General features: G+C 54.3%; 21 protein-coding genes. 10 read left to right on the top strand and 11 right to left on the bottom strand.

What is annotated here, in order from left to right; all coding sequences use genetic code 11:
- Window positions 1–117 precede the first annotated feature (117 nt).
- Window positions 118–858, top strand: coding sequence for an SDR family oxidoreductase (locus RO22_RS04490; protein WP_022523629.1), 741 nt, complete (start codon window positions 118–120; stop codon window positions 856–858).
- Between the two features lie 404 nt (window positions 859–1,262).
- Window positions 1,263–1,469 (top strand): cold-shock protein, encoded by a 207-nt coding sequence (locus tag RO22_RS04485; protein WP_007111402.1) that lies wholly within the window; start codon window positions 1,263–1,265, stop codon window positions 1,467–1,469.
- Window positions 1,470–1,627: 158 nt separating this feature from the next.
- On the opposite strand, the gene RO22_RS04480 is transcribed toward RO22_RS04485, so the two are convergent.
- Window positions 1,628–2,494, bottom strand: a complete 867-nt coding sequence (locus tag RO22_RS04480) for a putative RNA methyltransferase (protein ID WP_041157707.1) — start codon at window positions 2,492–2,494, stop codon at window positions 1,628–1,630.
- 36 nt (window positions 2,495–2,530) lie between these two features.
- Window positions 2,531–3,460 carry a DMT family transporter gene (locus tag RO22_RS04475; protein WP_052475520.1) on the bottom strand — a complete coding sequence of 310 codons (930 nt, stop codon included), beginning with the start codon at window positions 3,458–3,460 and terminating at the stop codon, window positions 2,531–2,533.
- A 97-nt stretch (window positions 3,461–3,557) separates the two neighbouring features.
- On the opposite strand from RO22_RS04475, the gene RO22_RS04470 reads away from it, so the two are divergent.
- A complete protein-coding gene (locus tag RO22_RS04470) occupies window positions 3,558–4,493 on the top strand; it encodes a LysR substrate-binding domain-containing protein (RefSeq protein ID WP_041157706.1) in 936 nt (311 codons plus the stop codon).
- Here RO22_RS04470 and RO22_RS04465 read toward each other — a convergent pair.
- Window positions 4,486–5,244, bottom strand: a complete 759-nt coding sequence (locus RO22_RS04465) for a helix-turn-helix domain-containing protein (protein WP_041157705.1) — start codon at window positions 5,242–5,244, stop codon at window positions 4,486–4,488. The genes RO22_RS04470 and RO22_RS04465 overlap by 8 nt on opposite strands.
- 159 nt (window positions 5,245–5,403) lie before the next feature.
- Here RO22_RS04465 and RO22_RS04460 point away from each other — a divergent pair, with 159 nt between their 5' ends.
- Together RO22_RS04460 and RO22_RS04455 are read left to right on the top strand one after the other, a co-directional pair.
- The gene (locus tag RO22_RS04460) at window positions 5,404–8,877 is read left to right on the top strand and encodes an acyl-[ACP]--phospholipid O-acyltransferase (RefSeq protein WP_041157704.1); all 3,474 of its coding nucleotides are present in this window, start codon (window positions 5,404–5,406) and stop codon (window positions 8,875–8,877) included.
- 232 nt (window positions 8,878–9,109) lie between these two features.
- Entirely contained in the window at window positions 9,110–9,457 is a 348-nt protein-coding gene (locus tag RO22_RS04455) for a DUF952 domain-containing protein (RefSeq protein ID WP_039858901.1), read from the top strand.
- 1 nt (window position 9,458) lies between these two features.
- On the opposite strand, the gene RO22_RS04450 is transcribed toward RO22_RS04455, so the two are convergent.
- Window positions 9,459–10,214: an alpha/beta hydrolase family protein gene (locus tag RO22_RS04450; RefSeq protein WP_041157703.1), complete on the bottom strand. Its 756-nt coding sequence runs from the start codon at window positions 10,212–10,214 to the stop codon at window positions 9,459–9,461.
- Between the two features lie 182 nt (window positions 10,215–10,396).
- Here RO22_RS04450 and RO22_RS04445 point away from each other — a divergent pair, with 182 nt between their 5' ends.
- Entirely contained in the window at window positions 10,397–11,173 is a 777-nt protein-coding gene (locus RO22_RS04445) for a glutamate racemase (protein WP_009286877.1), read from the top strand.
- A gap of 16 nt (window positions 11,174–11,189) precedes the next feature.
- On the opposite strand, the gene RO22_RS04440 is transcribed toward RO22_RS04445, so the two are convergent.
- The 6 genes from RO22_RS04440 to RO22_RS04415 all read right to left on the bottom strand — a co-directional run bounded on the left by RO22_RS04440 (window position 11,190) and on the right by RO22_RS04415 (window position 17,913).
- Window positions 11,190–11,621 carry a type II toxin-antitoxin system HigA family antitoxin gene (locus RO22_RS04440; RefSeq protein WP_022519612.1) on the bottom strand — a complete coding sequence of 144 codons (432 nt, stop codon included), beginning with the start codon at window positions 11,619–11,621 and terminating at the stop codon, window positions 11,190–11,192.
- A gap of 92 nt (window positions 11,622–11,713) precedes the next feature.
- On the bottom strand, window positions 11,714–13,441 hold the full coding sequence (locus RO22_RS04435; RefSeq protein ID WP_027957216.1) for a mechanosensitive ion channel family protein: 1,728 nt from the start codon (window positions 13,439–13,441) through the stop codon (window positions 11,714–11,716).
- Window positions 13,442–13,630: 189 nt separating this feature from the next.
- Window positions 13,631–14,164 (bottom strand): GDYXXLXY domain-containing protein, encoded by a 534-nt coding sequence (locus tag RO22_RS04430; RefSeq protein ID WP_035538943.1) that lies wholly within the window; start codon window positions 14,162–14,164, stop codon window positions 13,631–13,633.
- On the bottom strand, window positions 14,161–15,231 hold the full coding sequence (locus tag RO22_RS04425; protein WP_051430596.1) for a DUF4401 domain-containing protein: 1,071 nt from the start codon (window positions 15,229–15,231) through the stop codon (window positions 14,161–14,163). Before RO22_RS04425 ends, RO22_RS04430 begins: the two co-directional genes overlap by 4 nt.
- On the bottom strand, window positions 15,228–16,199 hold the full coding sequence (locus RO22_RS04420; protein WP_052475519.1) for a DUF2157 domain-containing protein: 972 nt from the start codon (window positions 16,197–16,199) through the stop codon (window positions 15,228–15,230). The genes RO22_RS04425 and RO22_RS04420 overlap by 4 nt, the downstream gene beginning before the upstream one ends.
- A gap of 58 nt (window positions 16,200–16,257) precedes the next feature.
- A complete protein-coding gene (locus tag RO22_RS04415) occupies window positions 16,258–17,913 on the bottom strand; it encodes an FMN-binding glutamate synthase family protein (RefSeq protein ID WP_041157702.1) in 1,656 nt (551 codons plus the stop codon).
- Between the two features lie 174 nt (window positions 17,914–18,087).
- On the opposite strand from RO22_RS04415, the gene msrP reads away from it, so the two are divergent.
- Window positions 18,088–19,104 carry a protein-methionine-sulfoxide reductase catalytic subunit MsrP gene (gene msrP, locus RO22_RS04410; protein ID WP_027957220.1) on the top strand — a complete coding sequence of 339 codons (1,017 nt, stop codon included), beginning with the start codon at window positions 18,088–18,090 and terminating at the stop codon, window positions 19,102–19,104.
- Window positions 19,104–19,724, top strand: a complete 621-nt coding sequence (gene msrQ / locus RO22_RS04405) for a protein-methionine-sulfoxide reductase heme-binding subunit MsrQ (RefSeq protein ID WP_027957221.1) — start codon at window positions 19,104–19,106, stop codon at window positions 19,722–19,724. The genes msrP and msrQ overlap by 1 nt, the downstream gene beginning before the upstream one ends.
- A gap of 29 nt (window positions 19,725–19,753) precedes the next feature.
- Here the strand turns inward: msrQ and RO22_RS04400 are convergent, their stop codons facing one another.
- Window positions 19,754–20,332, bottom strand: a complete 579-nt coding sequence (locus tag RO22_RS04400) for an NAD(P)H-dependent oxidoreductase (RefSeq protein ID WP_041157701.1) — start codon at window positions 20,330–20,332, stop codon at window positions 19,754–19,756.
- Window positions 20,333–20,504: 172 nt separating this feature from the next.
- Between RO22_RS04400 and RO22_RS04395 the strand changes: the two genes are divergently transcribed.
- On the top strand, window positions 20,505–21,419 hold the full coding sequence (locus tag RO22_RS04395) for a LysR family transcriptional regulator (RefSeq protein ID WP_039858884.1): 915 nt from the start codon (window positions 20,505–20,507) through the stop codon (window positions 21,417–21,419).
- 214 nt (window positions 21,420–21,633) lie between these two features.
- Window positions 21,634–22,998, top strand: a complete 1,365-nt coding sequence (locus RO22_RS04390; protein ID WP_235270469.1) for a metal-dependent hydrolase family protein — start codon at window positions 21,634–21,636, stop codon at window positions 22,996–22,998.
- Window positions 22,999–23,002 lie beyond the last annotated feature (4 nt).

Raw genomic sequence — 23,002 nt, 5'->3', positions numbered from 1 at the left:
CCGCCCACCTTTAACAAACAAATAGGATTAGGCAAGCATGCAATAGGATCGCCTATACAGATGCCAGCCGCAGCAGCTTAATCTTCTCTGGGTACCCACCACCCTGAGGATTATCCAATGACTGCTTTAACAACCCCATCTTCCAAAGTCGTTTTACTGACCGGTGCCAGCAGCGGCATCGGTGAAGCCACTGCTCGCTGGCTTGCAGGTCAAGGGCACCGTTTGATTATTGGCGCACGCCGAACTGATCGGTTGGAAGCATTGACCCACTCCCTTCGCGAAGAGGGCGGCAGCGTGGATTTCCAGGCGCTGGATGTCACCGACCTTAAAGACATGCAGGCGTTTGCGGATTTCGCGATCAAAACCCACGGCCGCATAGATGTCATCGTCAACAACGCGGGCGTCATGCCCCTATCGCCTTTGGCAGCGCTCAAAGTAGATGAGTGGAACCGCATGATCGATGTCAACATTCGCGGCGTACTCAATGGTATCGCCGCTGTTCTGCCTACTATGCAGGCCCAGGAAAGTGGCCAGGTGATCAACATCTCCTCCATCGGTGGCCTCACTGTTATGCCCACCGCAGCAGTCTACTGCGCCACTAAATATGCGGTGCGCGCTATTTCCGATGGGCTACGCCAGGAAACCGACAAGATACGCGTGACCTGTGTCTACCCCGGGGTAGTGGAATCAGAGCTGGCCAATACCATCACCGACTCTGAAACCGCAAAGGCAATCGACCTTTTCCGCCAAATTGCCCTCAAGCCCGAAGCGATCGCCTCCGCCATTGCGCATGCCATCAACCAGCCCGATGACGTAGATACCAGCGATATCGTCGTACGGCCTACAGCGAGTCACTAACTGCGCGCCAGGTGCTGTCCGAGCTTTTGGCCAAACGTAAACATTAGCACGAGCGATATTCATGTAAGAAAACAAGCTTCCCATTTACTGGAAACGTGCCCTGATGGTCGCTGGCATTATCACTACTTTCCAGCGACCACCTCTAATAGAGGCTCTCACTGCGCCCCATAGGCAAGACAATCCAGAAAGGCTTTGACACGCGCTACAATTCATGACAATGTAGCGCCAGTTGGTTAGCAAGCAAGCATGGTTTCAGAAGTGTACGAAAAAGATTTAGAAATGTACGAGATAGACGTGTACAAAATCTTTCGGCAAGACTGTAATTGTATTCCTTGTTTTATCCGCTATTAATCTGGGTGATACCAGGAACTTTACAAAGCGCTTTGCGCGAAAGGATTTTTACTATGTCTACTGGCACAGTTAAGTGGTTCAACGATACTAAAGGCTTCGGTTTTATTGCTCCTTCTGACGGCGGCGATGACCTGTTTGCCCATTTCTCTGAAATTCAAGCAGACGGCTTCAAAACCCTGCAAGAAGGCGCTAACGTTTCTTTTGACGTTACCCAGGGTAAGAAAGGCCTTCAAGCTTCAAACATCAAGCAAATTTCCTAAGCCTAAGCTTTTTGAGACTAAGTCTCTAAGACATAGCGCTTTAGAATTTGCTCGAACCTTCTAAGGTTCGGATAACAAGGCCCGCTTATGCGGGCCTTGTTGTGTTTGGCTGTACAGAAGTTGCGCTAGAAGTGTGTGAACGCTGCGTTTGAAAGCGCCTAAAGACGTCGCCACTGCACCACCCGCACATCCACCGTCACCACCAGCACCTCAAGTGCCGCTGCTCGATCACGCCCCTCAGCGCTGGCTCGGTAAAGATGCGGCGTCATCGCCAACAGATCGGCAATTTCCTCACTTCCATTTAGTGCAATTGAGTAGCTTACCCTCTCGCTGCCATGGTGAATAAAGCCATCGGGCACTACCGTCTCACTCGCACGTTCAGCTTTTAACGTGGGGTAGATAATCTCCCGCAGCTCCCTCAAGTGATTAGGCCCCGCTTCAACCTGCAGTAGTACGCCACCGGTTTTCAACACACGAGCAAACTCGCTTACCACTGGAAAGCCAAACATGCACAGCACGCTATCCAACGTTCCCGTCTGCACCGGCAAGTGTGCATTACTCCCCACGACCCAGCTGCTTAGCGGTGCCTGCTTAGCATCCTGTTTTGCTGCGGCCAATACCGCCCATTTAGAGATATCCAGCCCCATCAGTGAAAGTGGCTGCGCGTTAGTCGCCGCGTCAGCTAATTGGCGAAGGTAATAACCTTCACCGCAGCCCGCATCCAGGCAGCTAAAAGGCAGTCTGTCTGCCTTTTGAACCTCGGCATGGCCCAACACAGCATGACTGACTGCCTCCGCAATGGGTTGATAGTACCCCGCGTTAAGAAAACGCTGGCGAGCAGCTACCATCGCCTTGCTATCCCCCGGATCGTGGGAACGCTTTTGCTGCACAGGCAGTAAATTAACGTAGCCCTGCTTAGCAATATCAAAGCTGTGGCCATCAGAGCATCGCCAAACACTAGCCGACCAACTGAGTGGTTTTCCGTCTAGCGGGCACGCCAGTGCTTGAAAAGGGGTGATGCTCATATCGGTGTCTTCGCAAAGGTAGATGGGTGCATGCGTTTAGCGAGTCACCAGAATGATGCCAACTAAAATAACGCCACCGCCGATTATAAAATTAATACTCAGCGGCTCATTGAGCAGCAGTGTACCAAACAGAATACCGAAAAGCGGCGCCAAGAAAGAAAACACGCCTAACTGCGAAGCGCGGTAGCGGCGCAGCAAGGTAAACCATAACAGCAGCGCAGCAAACGAAATGATCAGCGTCTGAAAACCAAGGCTGGCTAACGCCATTGGGGTAAACTGCGCGCTCATTAGCTGCCCGGATATAGCCGCCACCGGCAGGAGCAACAACGCCGTCACGCTCAGTTGATAGCTCAGAGTGAGCTCTGCTGGCGCCTCAGAAAGCGAAGTCTTGCGGATCACGACGGTCGTGGCCGCCCATGAGAGGCCAGCGAGCAAGCCCAGCGTATCCCCAATAAGAATCTCGGTGCTGTAAGCACCGCTTGGCGCCATGGCAACCACCATTCCCAGAAATGCCAAGCCAACGCCCCACCACTGGCGAATGGAGAGCTGCTCGCCAGGTACCCAAAGATGCAAACCCAGGGCAGCGAAGATGGGCGCAGTATACAGAAAGACCGACATGTGGGACGCCAAGGTATAGGTTAATCCCCAGGCGATAAAAGCGAACTCAGCCGCAAACCCCAGGCCCACCAGCAACCCAGGGCCCCAATGATGACCCACATCCGCCCAGCGAATACCGCGCCAAGAAGCCAGCCCGCCGACCAGACACACCGCCAAAGCTGAGCGCAGGGCCATCTGCACCACGGGTGAGATATCCTCAGCCACACCCTTGATCGCCACCTGCTGAAAACCCAACACCAGGCAAAATAGCAGCATCAACGATGCTGCCGTTGCGTCCACTGACTTTCGCTGCGATCGACCAACCATGCAGACAGTGTGGTTGTTGGAGGCTATTCTTTGATTACTCATTGCGGGCTCCTATAACATATAGGTGCCCATTGCAGCAGTAAGCGTCATTGCATACAAACGATTACTTATCGACCCTAGGCTTATGAAAACTCACTCTATGAGAATAGAAAGGCTACCGCTGAATGCATTGCGCGCGTTTGCCGAGGCCGTGCGAGAAAATAGCTTCAAAGCCGCCGCTTATCGCCTCGGGGTGACGCCTGGCGCCGTTAGCCGACAGGTCAAACAGTTGGAAGGCCACTTAGGCGTGGTGCTGTTTGAGCGTCATGCCAATGGGGTATGCGTTACCGAAGCAGGCCGGGTACTGGCTGAAGATGTGCAGGCAGGCCTTTTGCGCATCGCCAGCGGTGTACAGAACGTCACCGAGCGCTCAGAAGAGGCTTTTCGATTGTTACTGAGTGCACCGCCCTCCTTTCTACAACTCTGGCTACTCCCCCGCTTACCCCGCTTTGAAGCTAATGAACGGCAAATAGAAATCTCTCTGGATGCCGAGGCGCGCTTAACGCCACCGCTGTGGTTGCCCAACAGGGCACGCTTATCATTGCGCTATGGCCAGGGCCCTTGGCCCGGTGTCACCAGCCTGCGCCTGTTTGAAGACACGTTATTTCCGGTTTGTTCGCCCTCTCTATTAGCGCAGGCAAACATGCAAACCCCCGACGATTTGCTGGCACAGACACTGCTCACCGTGGATTGGTGCAGCCACGCAGGCCACCCCATTCCAAGCTGGAGCGATTGGTTTAAAAGCGCCAGCGTAGAGCTAAACAAGATGCCCAACCAGCGGCAATACTCGCTTTACAGCTTGGCTCTCGATCAGGCCATTGCCGGGCAAGGCGTGGTACTCGCCAGCTACCCATTGGTGGCTGACCGGCTAGCGAGCGGTGTTTTGGTACGCCCCTTCGCGGAACACTATCCACTCGCTTCTCCGTTCGCCTACGAACTGATTCTGCCTAGTGATGGAGAAACGCCACCAGCGGTAGCACGCTTCGTCGAGTGGCTAGAACAAGAGGCCACTCTCTTCCGGAACACATCTACGTAGCGTTGGGAACTACTTGGCCTCCCCGCTTGTAACCCTGAAACAGCCCATACTGCCACTGCCGTACCGCCAGCACCGAAGTCGTGCCAAACCGCTGATGAATGGGTAGCCCGCTCTCTCGTTCGCATAGCGCATGAAACTCTTTCGCCAGGCGCTGCATGGTCTGCTGCCATTCAGCATTACCCGCAGAGGATAATAGGCCATTGAGGACAATGAGCTTTTCGCTGTCACTATCAAAACGGGAACGGAAAAACTCGTTGGCGATATGCTGCTGAAAGAAACGCTGTATCGGCCCGTCCGCCCGCCAGCGGAAATTGGCGGCTACCCTACGTCTGATCCGGTTATCGGGAAGTAGATCAATAAGCTTAAGCCGCTCAAGCTTCAGTAACTGCCGGATACACTCTGCTTCACTTAGCTGGTACTGGTGATGAATTTCGTCGAAGCTATAGCCATTGATGACGCAGACAGCCACCAGAAACAGCTCACGATCATCCACAATACTCTGCTCTTGGGCATGGGTTAGCGCCTGCAAACGCTGCTCGTCAGCTTGCATGGTCTGCACCAGCTCGGCGAATTCGATATTCAACTGGTCACAGATGCACTCCAGCCGCGATAGCGTAAAGTGCTTCTCTGCGAACAGCCGCTTCACGGAGGCCTCGCTCAGCGCCAGCCACTCTGCGACATCAGCATAGGTTTTACCCTGAGCGCGAAGCTGGCGCTTTAGCGTTTCAATCAGCGAATCGGCTTGGGACATAGTAACCTCTAAAGCGGCATGAAAAGACATCACACACAAAAGTATTAAATAATGATACCAAACAGCACCTATGACACAACTTTGTGCAAATGAGTTGCAACCAGTAAGCCTCACAGAGAAAGTGCTACGACTTCCAGGGATTAAGAAGGCTAAACAACGATGCATCGACTACTGCACTTGAAGGGCGCTTTGCCCTATTTGATCGCTATTTTCCTCAATGCCTTTGTGGATCTGGGCCACAAGATCGTCATTCAGAACACGATCTTCAAAAGTTACGATGGCGAAGCACAGGTCGTGCTCACCGCACTGGTCAATGGACTTATCCTGCTGCCGTTTATTTTACTGTTCAGCCCGGCGGGCCATGTAGCTGACAGCTACCCCAAGGTACGCATTCTGCGTACATCGGCCTGGGCCGCCGTCGTGGTCTCACTGGGCATCACCGCCGCTTACTACCAGGGCTGGTTCTGGTTGGCTTTTTCCATGACGCTGCTGCTGGCGATTCAATCAGCCTTTTACTCACCGGCCAAATACGGCCTGGTAAAAGGGCTATTCGGCAAGCCGCGCTTGGCGGAAGCCAACGGGCTGATCCAGGCCGTCACGATTGGAGCCATTCTGGCGGGCACCGTGGCGTTTACCGCGCTGTTTGAAACCTGGATTACCCCTGATGATCAAACCCCAGCGCAGCTGTTGCGCCAAATAGCCCCTCTGGGCTGGCTGCTGGTGCTCAATAGCGCCATCCAGGTGGTGGCGCTTTACCGCCTTCCGCTTGATAACACCACTCGGTCAGATATACCGCTGACCTGGCAGCGCTACATCAAGGGCACTGCCCTAAAAGACAATCTGAGGATTATCGCTCGCCAGCCTGTCATCAGGCTCTCCATTATCGGCCTTGCCACCTTTTGGTCAGTGGGCCAAGTGCTGCTGGCGGCCTTTCCTGCTTATGCCAAAGATGCCCTGAGTATCGATAACACCTTAGTGCTTCAGGGAATTCTCGCCGCTAGCGGCATCGGAATTGCGCTTGGCTCGCTATTCGCCAGCAAACTTTCCCACAACCGTATTGAAACCGGCTTGATCCCCGTAGGCGCTATTGGGGTGGCCGTGGGTTTATGGTGCTTGCCGCTGTTGACCACACCCGTTGGCCAAGCGCTGAACTTTGTGTTCATCGGCATCATGGGTGGGCTGTTCATCGTGCCGCTCAATGCGCTGATTCAGTTTCACGCCGCCGACAACGAGCTAGGCACCGTACTGGCCGCCAACAACTGGATTCAAAACATCGCCATGCTGGGCTTTTTGGTGCTCACGGCGCTGTTCGCGTTGGCGGGAGTGAATAGCCACTACCTGCTGCTACTTATCGCTACCGTGGCCATGGTGGGCGGTGGTTACACCATTGTTAAGCTACCCCAAAGCTTGGTGCGCTTTCTGTTGAGCTTCCTGCTGACACGCCGCTATCGCGTAGACGTCCATGGCTTGCAGAACCTGCCCGCCCAGGGCGGCGTGCTGCTATTGGGCAACCATATCAGCTGGGTGGATTGGGCCATGGTACAGATCGCCAGCCCTCGACCGGTGCGTTTCGTGATGCTCAGATCGGTTTACCAGCGTTGGTACCTGCGCTGGTTCTTCAAAGCCTTGGGCTGTATTCCCATCGAGCGTGGCAGCGGTGCCGAAAAGGCCCTAGCCGGTGTTGCTGAACAGCTCAACGCAGGCGAAGTGGTGTGCCTGTTTCCTGAAGGGGCGATCAGCCGCACTGGTCAACTGGGCGAATTCCGCCGCGGTTACGAGCGTGCCTGTGACATGGCAAATCCAGACGTCAAAATTGTGCCCTTCTACCTGCGAGGCCTGTGGGGCAGCCAGTTCTCCCGATCTTCCAGCAAGCTTAAAGAGCTGCGTAATGCGCCTCTGCATCGCTCGGTAGTGGTCGCCTTTGGCAAGCCGCTGCCCAAGGACMCCCCCGCCGATGTGCTCAAACGACGTATTTTTGAGCAGGCTACCCGCTCTTGGCAGCGGGCCATGGGCGAGCTCCCGAGCCTGCCTAACGCCTGGATTCAAAGCGTTAAGCGCCGCCCTAGCGACCTTGCCCTGGCCGATACGCTGGGCCGCTCACTCAGCGCAAGCCAAGCGCTCACTGCCAGCCTGCTGATGGCAAAACGACTTCGCAAGCTCAACCCAGGGCAGAACGTTGGCTTACTGCTACCTACCAGCAGTGCCGGGGTTATCGCCAATATGGCCACGCTGCTAGCGGGTAAAACGGTGGTGAATCTTAATTACACCGCCGACCACGAGGCGCTGACCTCTGCCCTTTCCCAGGCGGAAATCGCTACCGTCTTCACCTCACAGCGCTTTGTGAAGAAGCTCGAGCAGCGCGGGCTCGACGTTAGCCAATTGCTTCGCGCGAAGCAGGTGGTTCTTTTAGAAGACCTGCAGGCCACGATTGGCCGTGGCGAACGTTTGAGTACCTGGCTGGCGGTGAGAATACTGCCGACTTGGCTGCTACAGCGCTGCTTCTGCCACGGCCACGATGCCGACGCCACCGCCGCCATCCTGTTCTCCAGCGGAAGTGAAGGCGAACCCAAGGGCGTGATGTTGAGCCACCGCAACCTGATGGCCAATATCAAGCAGACCTCTGACGTGCTCAACACCCAGAGCAACGACGTTGTAATGGGCTCACTGCCGCTGTTCCACGCCTTTGGCCTTACAGTGACTCAACTGCTACCGCTGATTGAAGGGCTGCCACTGGTGTGCCACGCCGACCCCACCGATGCCCCCGGCATTGCAGGCGCTATTGCCAAGCACAAAGCCACTATCATGTTCGGCACCTCCAGCTTTTTAAGGCTGTTTGTGCGCAGCTCAAAAGTGCATCCGTTAATGCTGGAAAGCTTGAGGGTGGTGGTTGCCGGAGCTGAAAAGCTCGACGAAAACGTGCGTAATAGCTTTGCGCTGAAATTCCACAAGCCTATTTATGAAGGCTACGGTGCCACGGAAATCGCCCCAGTCGCCTCAGTGAATCTGCCCGACGCCATGGGCGTTCACTATCAACAGGTGCAGCGGGGCAGCAAAGCAGGCACCGTCGGTATGCCGTTACCCGGCACCAGCTTCAAAATCGTCGACCCTGACAGCTTTGAAGAGCTGCCGACCGGTGAGGCCGGTATGATATTGATTAGCGGCCCGCAAATAATGCAGGGCTATCTCAATGACCCCAACCGCACAGCCAAGGCGCTCCATGTGATCGATGGCCACCGCTGGTACATAACGGGGGATAAAGGCTTTATCGATGAAGATGGCTTCTTAACCCTGATTGACCGCTACGCCCGCTTTGCCAAAATAGGCGGTGAAATGATCAGTCTCAGCGCCGTTGAGGCAGCAGTTAAAGCGGCTCTGGAGGATACAGACACCGCACTGATGGCGGTGAATATTCCCGATAGCCGCAAGGGCGAGCGCATTGTGCTGCTTTCAGAAACAGCGTTAGACGCCAAAACCGTCAAAGCCACTATGCTCGCTAACGGTACGCCACCCATGATGATCCCCAGCCATTGGTTTACGGTAGAGACCATCCCTCACCTTGGCTCTGGAAAAGCGGACTTTGCAGGGGCGAAACGTTTGGCCCAAGCACTAATAGAGGAAGAACTGAAGCATTAAAAGCTAGTGTTGGAGTGAGATACTGTACAGCAAAGCCCAAACTCAATATGCGCTGTGCAGTATCGAGCTCTTCTTAATAAATCAGTTCTAAAATCAGCAGGCCGCTTAGCTTAGCCATTGCTCAATCAGCAGCATGACTTCATACCTGATATTACATCTTCAGCGCCACTTGACCTCAAGTTAACTTTAGGTTTTAGGCTACCTTAGTCGGAAAAAAACCACTGGAGCTCTTATGCGCTTATTCAGAGTCGTTAGTAAAACTATTTGGGATCAAACTCAGCAACTTGGCTATGTACCCCGCTGCGGAAACGATCATAAGCTCGACTGCGTTCATTTGAATGTTGAAGAAGCTGTTCTTTTTATCGCCAACAAATACTTCGTCTATGCAGAAGCACCGTTGGTGTTAGAGATTGATGATGCGCTATTTAACGACCGTATTGAGTGGTTGCCACCCAGTGATGAGCAGCCCTGGCTGCAACCGAGAGCGCATATCGACAACCTGCCCCAAGCAGCCATCATCACCGCCATACCTCTTAGCTACCGAGATGGGCTTTTTGGATGGAAAAATGAGGAACAGTGACTTACAGGTGTTTTGAAAAGAAATCTAGCAGCAGCCCATAGTGCTTATTCTGCCCTGAGCTACTAGGTATATGATCTTCACCTTCGTAGTAGTGAACTTCTGGGGAGCGGCCATGCTCGCGCAGGCGTTGTTCCAGGCGTTTGGTCATTTCCACCGACCACATTCGGTCTTTGGTGCCATGGGAAAGTAGTAGCGGCCCAGGGTAGCGTTCGATTTCGATCGGCGTGGTCGGTAGCAAGCTTTCGTGACTGTCACGCCATGTCCAGGCGCGTTTGCTGACGTCCCAGGCTTGCCAGCCTGGATCCCCTACATCGCGAAAACTACGTGCATCAAAGGCCCCGCACACAACATCCGGCGGGCTATGCGCAGCGATGGCATCAGGTGCGCCCTTGATCTTATCTCTTGCCATTAGGGAAGCGAGCAATAACGCATGCTCGGCACCGCGTGAAATACCATAAAGCCCTACCCGCTCATCAGCGAACTGGAATTCTCGTAGGGCTTTAAATGCCTCCACGCTGCGATCCAGTGGGTAATCGATAATATGCCCCGCATTCCATGCATTACCGCCGCTTGAGTAGCCATAAGGGAACGCCAAGAAGCCATGGGCGGCGAATAGCATCGCATCACGATGGCTCCACCCCGCCCATGCGCCTTCAGAACCATGCAACAACATGACGGCTGGAAAAGAGTCATGGCCCGGTGGGCCATAAGTAACGCCCCAGCCGGGTAGCAAACGCTGCACAATATTTAACGACATTTAGACAACCACTCATTCACCATAAATTTCTCTGCCATCACCATGCTATTCATTTCGAATTTATGCGATGCCGTGCCCCAGCATCGTATAAAGTTTAACTAGCATAGTAGCTAAAAATGACGCTTCCATCGCATTAGAATATTATGGATCATTAGACTTTAGCCGACACCCAGGATATTACTATGCACCAGCCAATCGCTGTTTTCGACGCTGGCATTGGTAGCTATGCCATTGTTGCCGAGATACATAAGCGCCTTCCCAAACAGGATATTGTTTATTTCGCTGATCGGGCGAGCTTTCCTTATGGGAGCAAAGGGCGTGAAGAGCTACTCGCTGTCATGCATCGCACACTGCGTTTTCTTGAGGGCTATGCACCCTCTGCCATCGTCATCGCATCGAACGCACCGTCTATCATGGTGCTGGATGACGTTCGCCAAAGCACCTTGGTGCCATTGTTCGGCGTCTACCCGCCCATCGAAGAAGCACTCGCTATGTCGGCGAGCGGCAAGATCGGCATCATGGGGGTGCATTCACTCATCGAAAGCTCGCCGCTCAAGCAGTTCATAGCTCGCCATGCACCCCACCCGGAGAATGTCAGCCTGATCAATGCTTCGTCCATGGTGGAGCTTGTCGAGAATGGCTCCTTTCTCTTCGACCCAAAAGCGACGCAGAAAGCGGTCACTGCTTTTATCGACAGCGTCTTCCGGCAGCACCCCGATATCGACACGCTGACACTTTCCAGCACGCATTTACCATGGCTTCGCTCCTTCTTCGAAGCGGCGAGACCCAGTTGCCGATTCCTCGACCCCGCCGAATCGATTGTCGCTGGATTAGGCGATGGCACGCCGGGCACAGGCCAAATTCAAGGTCTGGTGACAGAAAGCGAGGCCTATGATGTTGAGACATTCCGACGTATGTTGCAGCAGTTCGGCGTCGATATACCGCTAGAGGTAGTCTAAGCGCCATAAGGCTTTATCAGGTCAAAACGCGTAGTTTTTCCCTGGGTTCTTTAAACGAGTCGGTAGCGATGCCAAACCGTTCCGAAAGCTCGCAGATTTGGCGCCAGTTCAGCTTGCGGCGCCCACTGAGAACTTCAGACACCACTGATTGAGCGCCAACTTCAGGTAGCTCGCTCTGCGCTATCCCATGCTCTTGCATAAGGTAGCGAAGTACCTCACTTCCAGACACCTCAGGCATCGGGCGATGTGCTTCATCATAGGACTCAATGATATCACCCAAGCGATTCGCCAGGCCGACAAGTGGGTGTGTCTCATCGTCACCGACAAGATCAAGAATTTCATCAAGCGCCTCGACCCGGGCATCGTATTCAGCTTCGGAATGTGGATCGCTAAGAAGAGGGGCAAGATAAACCCAGTGTTCCGTCGCTTGCTCAACGAGTGCGTGCATAGTCACTCCTTTTTCCACTTACCCTTGTCATAACAAGACTACTCTATGGATAAAATACGCAAAAGCGTTATCTTCCGCTGCACAATCCCCCTTTATTCAGATGGTTTCACCTCAACACTATCCATTTCCCCCGAGCTTTTCCCTTGCGACCCGCGGGCGATATCGTTGTGACTGATAACCACAATTTCACGTGGCCACCACTCTGGATGGTTATCGCGGATAAACGCCAACAGCTTCTCGCGCACATTCATTTCCGCTGTCCAACCCGCCAAAGGGTCTGAGGTCATGAGGTAACAGGTGACGGTTTGCGCCGTTCCTGTTTGTGCCGTTACGTAGCAGAGCAGCTTATGGTGTTCGATAACGCTGTCTTCTTCTTTGGCGACCTCGAGAAATTTCTCTCTTAACAGTCCTATATCGGCGCTTAAGTGAAGCGTCAGCGTCAATGACCGGTACATCTTGGTACTTTTTACCGACAAATTGTCGAATGGCTTAGAAGTAAAATAGGTAACGGGCACAATCAAACGCCGCTCATCCCATGACCTCAACCGGATAAAGGTATAAAAAATACCTTCGACATAGCACCACTCGTCTTCAAAGATCACCAAATCGCCAATGCGAATGGGTTTAGCAAACGATAACTGAAATGAAGCGAGGATATTGCCAAGTACCGTTTGGCCCGCCACACCCACTAATACGGCCAATACACTGGCAGACGCCAGAATCGATAAGCCAAGAGTTTCGAAAAGCTGAACCTGACCCAGTATGTAGATGGATACGCCAGTAACGGTGATCAGAATAATGACCCGGCGCAACGCGTAGAGCGACGTTAGCAGTCTGCGTTCGTCTCTGGGCTTGGTATCATCGATTTCCCCCACAATACGCCGCGTTAAACGCAGCATAATGGTATCCACTAAGCGCAACGCAACCGTGCCGACTCCCCAGGCCAAAATACTGATGAGTAAAACTCGGAAGGTCGTCGTGGCAACCGCTGAAAACGACACTACATAATCCAGTACCATCTGGGTAACCAGCGACATCGCAATCAGCGCTCCAGGCATACCGATTTGGCTGGCAAAAATGCTCGACACCCCTGAAGGTAACCATTTCGACATCAAGCCGATCAGACGGTGAACTCCCCACCCTACGAGCCCGATGAATAGCACAAACAAGGGAATCGCGATCCATTCCCAAATTCTCAGGATGCCAAACGAGGCCTGGAAGCGTTCGGGAATATAGCCTTCCAACGCTGAGGGGCCGTACTGCTCATAAAGCGCCGGAATATAAGACACACTGATAGGCATGATCAGCCAGACTGGTTCCTGCTCCCCCACGCGGTAGCGACCCAAGCGAATATCGTAGGTTTCCCCGTCGGCTTTTAAAGAGGAGACCTCAACGTTGCGACGTGTCTCGCCAACACGGGGGTTTTGGCCTGCGGGATCTTCAATCACCGCGTCTTCGCGACCGGGCAGATCGGAAACGCTCAACCAATCGCCGCGTTGAAAAACCTCTGCCAGTTGCCGGGCGAGTTCACTCCCCTGCTCGCGTTGTTCATCCTCTGAGAACTCGGAAAGGTTGAGCATATGGGCAGCGGCCTCATACTCCTCCTGATCCGTTAGCTTCAGAAAACTCCTGATCGATTCTCGCGGTGTTACTCGGTTTGCCTCTTCGGGAGGTTCACCAAGCCCCGTATTTAACGCATCGATGGTAAACCACCGCTCACTTTCGCTCTCTCCTCCTTGAGTTTGTGCCGCGCATAGGTTGGAAAAGGTCAGTGCCATCACCAACAAAACCCATGCGAGCCACGAGCTGTTTGCTTTCATAAATGCCTTATTCATTGAAGTGGGTCAGTTTGACTACCCACCGACCGGCCCTATCGAGCCAGTCCAGCGTCATTACTGGACTATCCATGTCAGTGGAGGAACAAAGTACAGCCTACCTTACTGAATGAAGCAAGACAGAATGCAATAGTGAAAAGTGGGATGAGAACAGCTCGCCAGATAAAGTAAATTTTACTTAACGCTTTCGCCTAACTTAGTTAATTCTGCATTGTATAAAGCCACCAGCAAGGGCTCGCCCTTGGTATTCACCCTAAACTGACCATAACGCGCTGGCTCATAGCGCTCGCCGTGCCCCTCCTGAAAGAAGAACGCATCGGTGGCAAAGCGTACCTGACCATTGCGCAGCCGGTAGCGAAGGCGCCGTTCGTCGTCGCGTAAAGAAGTACCTTCATCCAAGCGCTGAAAGTGAGCGATACGCTGTTCATCCAAACGCACCACTACATAGCCGTTAAGAGCTTTCAGCGAGTCTTCATCACGCTCACTCTGATAAAGCGCGCTTTGAATTTGGTTACCCAGCGCAAAGTTTAGCGCCATATAGTCGCCCTGCATCAATGAGCGCGGGTCGACGGGCGCCAGCTCCAGGTAAACAATTTCTCCCTCGGATAAATGACGCTCTTTCTGCCAAACGGCCCAGTTCACCGTCACCAACACAACGACGGTGGTTAACACTATGATCCAGCGATTTCGCTTGGCTTTCAGCATCATTTCCCATGTCCTTCCACAGAGGTCGACGGACTATTTTCCGCTACGCTCAACCACTTGAGCAGCGTCCAACGTAGCGCCAGCAGCCCTCCCCCCAACACCAGCAACGTTAGAGCCTTGGTTAACAGTGTTGCGTCCAGCCAGTAGTAATAGCTGCCAATGCCCATCAGCAGAGAAAGCACTCCAAGCCCCAGCACTAGGCGATGCCCGATCGCGAACCCTAACAGTACGACGACCAAACCTTGGCCCACACTCGGTGCATAAAATGAGACCAACAGCAGCGCTAAAGGACTGAGATACAACCCCCAATGGGTTTTGGAATGAGGGATGGTATAGAGCAGCAACGCCAGAGAGAGTGCCACGAACACGGCGTTCAACCAGGGTGCTGACCATGCAAAAGCGTTAGTGCTCTGTGCGTCAAACCAGAAGGCAAAGGAGTGGCCGCTATGCGCTAATCCCTGCATCACCAAGAGGCCTATCAACAGGCCGTAGCCCCATGCTTGCACATCTTGAATACGGCCAGGACAGCGAAACTCATTCAGCCAGAGCAGCGCCAATGCCAACAGCACCAATCCACCCGCTGCTGGCGCCATAGCGTTCACTGCCAAAGCCATATAGAGCGCCAAGCTGGCGGCAAAGGCTGAAAAGGTGCGATGTACCTGGCTTGGCATTACCAGCGCCAGTGCGCACTGTAAGGCCAGCAGCGACCACCACAAATAAGTGGACACATTCCAGAACTCGACCAGCGCCCACGCTATTAGCAGTTGCCCGGCTAAGCTAACCGCAAGCGCCAAGTGCTCGAGCACATCACCGCGAGCTTTGCAAAACAGCCCATAAGCCGCACCGATCATCACAAGCCCCAGGCCCAACGACGCGGCGGGGCTCTCCACCACGAACACCACGCCCATGGCGATAAAGCCGAGCAGAAATAGCGCCGCTAACCAGCCTGAAAAGGCCTGCAGCGCACGTACAAACCAAGGCGTTTGCAACTGCGCTGGGGAGGTAGGCTCGTTTAACGGAATACCCGCTTGGCTCAGCCTAACGCTTAAATCATTAACGTTGTTCGTCACTGGGAAATCTCCCGATGTAGACGCTTTAGCCATACCACGGCCCCAGCGCCCATCGCCAGTACCGCGATGGTGATCAGCAGCAGACTTCCCTCCTGCCAATCGCCTTCCCAGAGCAACAGCCTGGCAAGCAGCAGTGTGGTCACCGTTAACGCCGAGACACAGCCGCCCGCGATCATAAACAGGTCAGGCCGCCAATAGCGATAAACGCCATACAGCACCGCCAGCCAGAGTGAGTAAATCGCCAGCATTGGCGACCATACGAGGCCTGCATCGACTATCAACCTCATCGTTAACAGCGTCATAGGCACCCCGCTACCCACCGCCAGCAAGCGTAGTGCCCACTGCCGTGACCAGTTCCGGCAACGAGCCCCCCATTCCCATGTCGCCAAGGCAAGGGTATTGAGCCCAAACAGCCCCCAAAGCGCGGCATCGCTACTGACCAAAACGCCAAACGGCCCGCCCCAGGTACGAAAATAGAGCCCGACGGCCAAATTAAGTAACCCCAGCCACAACACCCAGAGCAGCTCAAAACGCGCCACCCAGACCCAGGGCAACGTGAGCACCGCCCAAGTAAAAAACAGTTGCCACGGATCGGCACCGGTCTGGTACACCTGCCCGAACAGCGCTAACAGCACCCCCAACAATAATGTGGCCGAGGTTAGCGCCACACGCTGAACCATCGGGCTGTACTTGGGCCAAATGGCGACAACTACCGCCAGCACCATCGCTGCCTGCACCACGCCAAAGCGCAGCCAACGGCCCATCTCAGCCCAGTTATAAGCGATGAAAAACAGCACCGCGAAGGCCAGCGCCAGTCCGCCTAGCCACAGCAGTAAGCGATCAATAAACAGAGCCCAAGCGCGAGGCGAAGGGTGCAGCCCAGAAGCTTGCACTGCGCGCGTCACCTGTTCAGGCGGTATCACGCCCTGCTCAATCAGTGGTATCAGTTCACGGCGGATAGATGCCATGGGGGCTCCCTTCTAAACGGCGCAGTGGAAACACAGGAATCTAGGCTAAGCGCCACGATCACTCCAACTTAGTAAAGCGCAACCGAGCAACCTGCGCAGGCGGCTGGAAGGAGTCGGCTCGGGCATTTTCCCAATAGTGCTTGAATACCGTGTGCTCGCACTTTGCATTGAGCAGTTCATTGGGTTTTAAGAAAGTGAATATCTGATCGTAGGACTGAATCTCGTTTTCCGAGACACGCCGGATAATGTGCTCGGGCCCCAGCTCACTAGGGTGGCTAAGCCCTGCGGCCCCCAGCATTTCCGCCAGCGCTTTTAAGGTATTGCGGTGGAAGTGGTAGACCCGCGCTGTTTTATCGGCAATGTCCAAATGGCGGCTGCGGTTAGGGTCTTGAGTAGCCACGCCGCTGGGGCATTTGTCGGAATGGCAGTTAAGCGCCTGAATACACCCTAATGAAAACATAAAGCCCCTGGCCGAATTGCACCAATCAGCCCCTAGTGCCATGGTTCGGGCAATGTGAAAACCGGACATAATCTTACCCGCCGCGCCGATACGAATCTCCTCGCGCAGCCCGGCCCCCACCAGGGTATTGTGCACCAGCGTAACGGCTTCTGTTAAAGGCACACCTATACGATTGATAAACTCCAGCGGTGCCGCACCGGTTCCTCCTTCGCCACCGTCCACCACTATAAAGTCAGGCCGCTCGCCGGTTTCTAGCATCGCCTTAACGATCGCAAACCACTCCCAGGGGTGGCCAATCGCCAGCTTGAAGCCGATCGGTTTACCCCCAGAAAGCGAACGCAGGCGGGCAATGAATGCCATCAGTTCCAGCGGCGTCGAGAAAGCTGAATGGGCAGCGGGTGAAATCACGTCCTGGCCCATGGGGACTTCTCGCGCTTCGGCAATCTCGGCAGTTACCTTGGCCGCTGGCAATATGCCACCATGTCCCGGTTTGGCGCCCTGGGAAAGCTTGATTTCGATCATTTTCACCTGATCGACACTGGCGTTAGCTGCAAAGCGCTCCGCATTAAACGAGCCATCGTCGTTGCGGCAGCCAAAGTAACCAGAGCCTATTTCCCAGACGAGATCACCTCCATGCTTGCGGTGATAGCCGGAAATAGAGCCTTCACCAGTATCGTGATAGAAACCGCCTTTACCAGCGCCCGCATTCAGCGCCTCGATAGCGTTGCCCGAAAGCGAACCGAAACTCATTGCCGAAATATTGAAAACACTCGCCAGGTAGGGTTGGCTGCAGCGGCTACCGCCCACCCGAATCCTGAAGTCACTGTTTTCGATAGCCCGGGGAAGTAGCGAGTGGTTGATCCACTCATGCCCCGACTGATACATATCCAGCAGGGAGCCAAAAGGCTTTTTATCACTCTCATTTTTAGAACGCTGATAGACCACAGCGCGCTGCTCGCGGGAAAATGGTCGTTCGTCAAGATCGGACTGGATAAAATACTGACGTATTTCCGGCCCAATAGACTCTAGAACATAGCGAAAATGGGCCAGAACAGGATAGTTACGGCTCACCGTTCGCCGCGTTTGGCGTAGATCATAAAGCCCCAGCCCAGCGAGCATGCCAAAAATCGCCACGCCCCAAAGCCATGCTAAAGAAAACACCACCCCCACCAGCGAAACCAACAGCAGAATCAGGCAGGCAACAAAGACGGCATTACGCAGAGGAATACGGGTCAATCCCCGGGCTTCGATCATCTGAACACGAACTCCTTATCAACAGTTCACCACAGGGGCGACCAGCTACCCCGACAGGCTCAATTTAAATCGTAAGGGTTTTGTGTAAGTTTTGGCGAACTTACTACACCCATTAATATCGAATGCTGCACTCACCTCGTATGCTACCCACAAAGGCCTTAGTGGAGACACCCAATGCTAATAAAGATTGCCAAACCGAGTGATTTACACGAATCCGATGTCACGCCGGAATCTATCTACCTCTCCCGGCGGCGCTTTATGGGCGGTATCGCAGGCCTAGGTGCAGGGCTCGCCCTATCCGGCCACGTCCGCGCTAACGACAACTACTCCGATGTACCCGAAGGCGATTCACCAGCGTGGTTAAAGGAGAAAATCAGCGAAACCCAGTGGCGAGCCGTCACCCCTAGCGATCCTGACAAAGATAAAATTGCCCCCTTTGATGACGCCAGTGGCTACAACAACTTTTTCGAATTCGGCACCGACAAGGGTGATCCTGCCCGCCATGCGGGCAGCCTGGAAACCCAGCCCTGGAGCGTGGTGGTCGATGGTGAGGTCAATAACGGCGGGCGCTTTGCCCTGGAGGGCTTCGCCAAGCCCTCGCAGTTTGAAGAGCGCATTTACCGCCTGCGCTGCGTTGAGGCATGGTCGATGGTCATTCCCTGGCTGGGTATTCCGCTGGCCGATATCATCAAACGCGCCGCCCCCACCAGCAAAGCCAAATACGTACGTTTTGAAACCCTGGTGGATCCAGAGCAAATGCGCGGGCAGCGCTCCTCGTTTTCGATCATTGATTGGCCCTACGTGGAAGGCCTACGCCTGGACGAAGCCATGCACCCGCTGACGATACTGGCCATGGGTATGTACGGCCGGGAATTGCCCAATCAAAACGGCGCCCCTCTGAGGCTGGTCGTGCCGTGGAAATACGGCTTCAAGAGCATCAAGTCGATTGTGCGGATATCGCTGACGGAAGAACAGCCGGTGAATTCCTGGCAGAAGATCGCCGCCGACGAGTACGGCTTTTACGCCAACGTGAATCCCAACGTCGACCACCCCCGCTGGAGCCAGGCCACCGAGCGCCGGCTGCCCAACAGCCTGTTCAACCCCAACACCATTGATACCCTGATGTTTAACGGTTACGCCGATGAAGTCGCCGAGCTCTATGCGGGTATGGATTTAAAGGAAAATTATTAATGGCCAGCCCACGTATATGGTTAGCATGGCGCGTGGGCGTGTTTCTGGCCGCGCTAGCACCGCTGCTGTTTTGGAGCTGGCAGGTGGCAAATAACGCCGCAGGCCCCGAACCGGGGCGCTACCTGCTGCTGAATATCGGCATCGGCGGGCTGTGGATGCTGCTGCTCACGCTCAGCCTTACCCCACTTACCAAGCTCACCCGTTGGAAAGGCTTTGCACTGATCCGGCGCCAACTGGGCCTATGGACACTCGCCTACGCCACCCTGCATATGCTCAGCTACGCGCTGTTTATTCTGGGGCTTAACTGGGCACTGCTTGGCAGCGAGATCATCAAACGCCCCTACATCATCGTCGGCATGATCGCGCTGATCGGCCTTGCTGTGCTGGGTGCCACGTCCAACCGCTGGGCAATGAAGCGCCTGGGCAAACGCTGGAAACCGCTGCACAAATTTTCCTACGCCATTTTAGGGCTGGTACTGCTGCACTTCTTCTGGGTGGTGCGCGCGGATATGCAGGAGTGGGCCATGTATGCCGCCATTGCGGCGCTCATCATGTCCACTCGCCTGTCCCCAGTTGCCCGTACTCTGCCTAAACTACGCCATCGATTGAGTCGTACTTAGGGCTTGTAAGAGATATCAACCGACGAAGCCTAGCCAAGTACGCAGCGCAGATGCTTACGATAAGCCGCTTTATCGCGATCGACATCCGGCATCTTCATTACATCGTTGGCGATAAAGGTCGGCAGCGCTTCTAAGCCGATAAATTCCTGAGATTTGTGGAACGGGAAGTAGACACCATCCACACCGCGCCCTTCGAAGAAGTTGTCAGGCTCATCGAACGCTTCCAAAGGCGCGTTCCAGGTCAGTGATAGCATATAGCGACGGCCCTGCAGCAGGCCACCACTGCCGTACTGCTTGGTCGGGTCTTGGCGGCTGCGGCCATCGCTGGCGTAAAGCGAACCGTGGCCTTCTGTAAACACCTCATCAATGTAACGTTTGACGATCCATGGCGCGCCCATCCACCAGCCAGGCATCTGATACACAATCGTGTCCGCCCACAGGTAGTTCTGCACCTCAATATCAAGATCATAGCCCTGATCAATCACCGTCTCGCGCACTTCATAGCCCATTTCCTGCGACGTACTCACCGCCACACCGTGCAACGTATTATTGAGTTCACCGCCAGAGTGTGCAAACGCTTTACCGCCATTAATCAGCAGAATTTTCATTAATAAAACCTCTCATTATAGCCTGACATCCATGCTTATATTCTTTGGCATGGCGTTTAATGGGCGGTATTGTGGATTCAAAGCATGCGGAAAAATAGCGACGTTTCAGCAAGACACTTTTGATTTAAAATCAATAGTCCTGATATTTACTATTAAGGCAACCAGTAATGTTATGAAAAGCACCCTTGAAGAACAGCAGGCCTTTGTGACGGTCGTCGATAGCGGCTCAATCACCGGTGCCGCCGAACGGCTTGGCATTACCGTTTCTGGGGTTAGCCGTGCGCTCAACCGCCTGGAGCAAAAACTCGGCGCTACCCTGCTACGTAGAACCACGCGTCGCCTGGAGTTGACCGAGGAGGGAGAAACATTCCTAAACCATTGCCGCCGTATTCTTGCAGCCGTGGAAGAAGCCGAAGAGGCGATGCTGGATCGCCACAATCAGCCTCAAGGCAGGTTACGGATCAACGCCGCTCCCAGCTTTATGCAGTTCGTGATTGTGCCGGTGATTGGCGAGTTCCGCGCACGCTACCCTGGTATTACGCTGGAACTCGACACCCACGACCGCTTTGTCGACCTGTTGGAACAGCGGGTTGATTTGGCCATCCGCATTGGCAAGCTTGAAGATTCATCGCTGCACGCCCGCCTCCTTGGCTATAGCCCGCTGCGCCTTCTGGCCAGCCCCGCCTACCTTGAACGCCACGGTACGCCGGAAAGCATCGACGACCTTCAAGATCACAGCTTGCTAGGCTTCAGCCAGCTCGATCATCTCAACCGCTGGCCACTGCGCCGCGCCGATGGCCAGCCCTTACATATTACCCCAACGCTGGCGGCCTCCAGCGGAAGTACGCTAATAGAACTGGCCATGGCAGGAGAAGGCATCGTTTGCCTTGCCGACTTTATGACCATCACTCCCCGTCACAACGGCACACTGGTGGATGTACTACCCGACTGCACAGAAATGCAGACCCAAGCTGTGAACGCCGTGTACTACCGCCAAACCACGCTTTCACAGCGTACCCGACTGTTTATGGAGTTTTTAGCAGAACAGTTACAGGGGCAACTGCATGGAAGCTTATCCAATCACTGATTACAGCTTGCGCGATTCACTCCCTCATTCTAATTTACTTATATGCAAGGCTATTCAACGTCGCTCCAGATGTCACTTACCACATCGCTACTGAGATAAGGTGCCGCCTATGCCTCCCGCCGCCGCCCACTCTTTATTGCAGTCGCCACTAAATCACTCACACGGGGCTTGCTGTTGCGGTTCACCGTTACTACAACGCTTTCATGAGCGTGTGATGGCAGATATTACCCGCCGCCAATTCATGGGAGGAGCCGCTGCAGTAATGGCACTTTTCTCTGGTCTGCGCGCACCCACCGCCATAAGCGCTCAACCTAAACGGGCTGATGGCCCACTATTATTGACCAATCTAAGGCTATTCGACGGCAGCGGCGCGGCGTTACGCGACAACGTTTCAGTACGTATTGAAGAGCAGCGTATCCAGGCTATTTTGCCTGGTGATGCCGCACCTGAAGGCGCAGAAATCATCGACTGTGGTGGTAGCGTATTAATGCCAGGCTTGATTGATGCCCATTGGCACACGACGCTGGCGGCTATTAGCCAAGTAGACGCCATGACCGCCGATCTAGGCTATATCCATCTAGTGGCGGCTCAGGAAGCAGAGAGAACGCTGATGCGTGGCGTTACTTCAGTGCGAGATGCGGGCGGGCCATCCTTTGCACTGAAGCGTGCTATTGATGAAGGAATTGTGGCTGGACCGCGCATACTTCCAGCAGGAGCCATGATCTCCCAAACCTCCGGCCATGGTGATTTTCGAATGCGCTACGAAATCCCACGGGCCAACAACGCACCGCTTAGTGAACAGGAACGCCAAGGCGTAGCCGTCATTGCCGATGGGGAAGCAGAAGTATTACGACGTACCCGTGAACAACTCATGCTAGGAGCTTCACAGATCAAATTGATGGCAGGTGGCGGCGTGGCGTCTACCTATGACCCATTGGATAGCACCCAATTCAGCGAGCGCGAGCTGCGCGCAGCGGTGGATGCAGCAGAAGACTGGGGTACCTATGTCATGGTGCATGTTTATACCTCCCGAGGTATTCAGCGTGCATTAAGGGCAGGCGCTAAATCCATCGAACACGGGCAGCTCGCCGATGAAGAAACCGTAAGGATGATGGCAGGGGAAGGCGCATGGTGGAGCCTTCAGCCTTTCTTGCAAGATGAAGATGCAAATGTTTATCCCGATGCCGCTCGCCGCGAAGCACAACAACAAGTAGCCGAAGGCACCGTGCAGGCCTACGAGCTAGCCCAACGTTTTGATATCAAGACAGCCTGGGGCACTGATATTTTATTTACCCCGCAAAATACCCCCAACCAGCTGCGTCAATTAGTCAAGCTGACTCGCTTTTATGACCCACTTACCGTGTTGGCCATGGCGACTGGCCGCAATGGTGAGCTTCTTTCACTATCAGGATCACGCAACCCCTACCCTGGCACGCTCGGTAAAATAGAGCCGGGCGCGATGGCCGATCTACTTTTAGTAAACGGTGACCCTAGTAAGAATCTTGATTTCCTTCATGACCCTGAACGCAATCTGCGACTGATCATGAAGGGCGGACGCATCTATAAAGACAATGTATAAGGAT

This window comes from Halomonas sp. KHS3 (assembly GCF_000830495.1).
In the GTDB taxonomy this organism is placed as follows: domain Bacteria; phylum Pseudomonadota; class Gammaproteobacteria; order Pseudomonadales; family Halomonadaceae; genus Vreelandella; species Vreelandella titanicae.
This window is presented reverse-complemented; position numbering and strand designations above follow the sequence as displayed.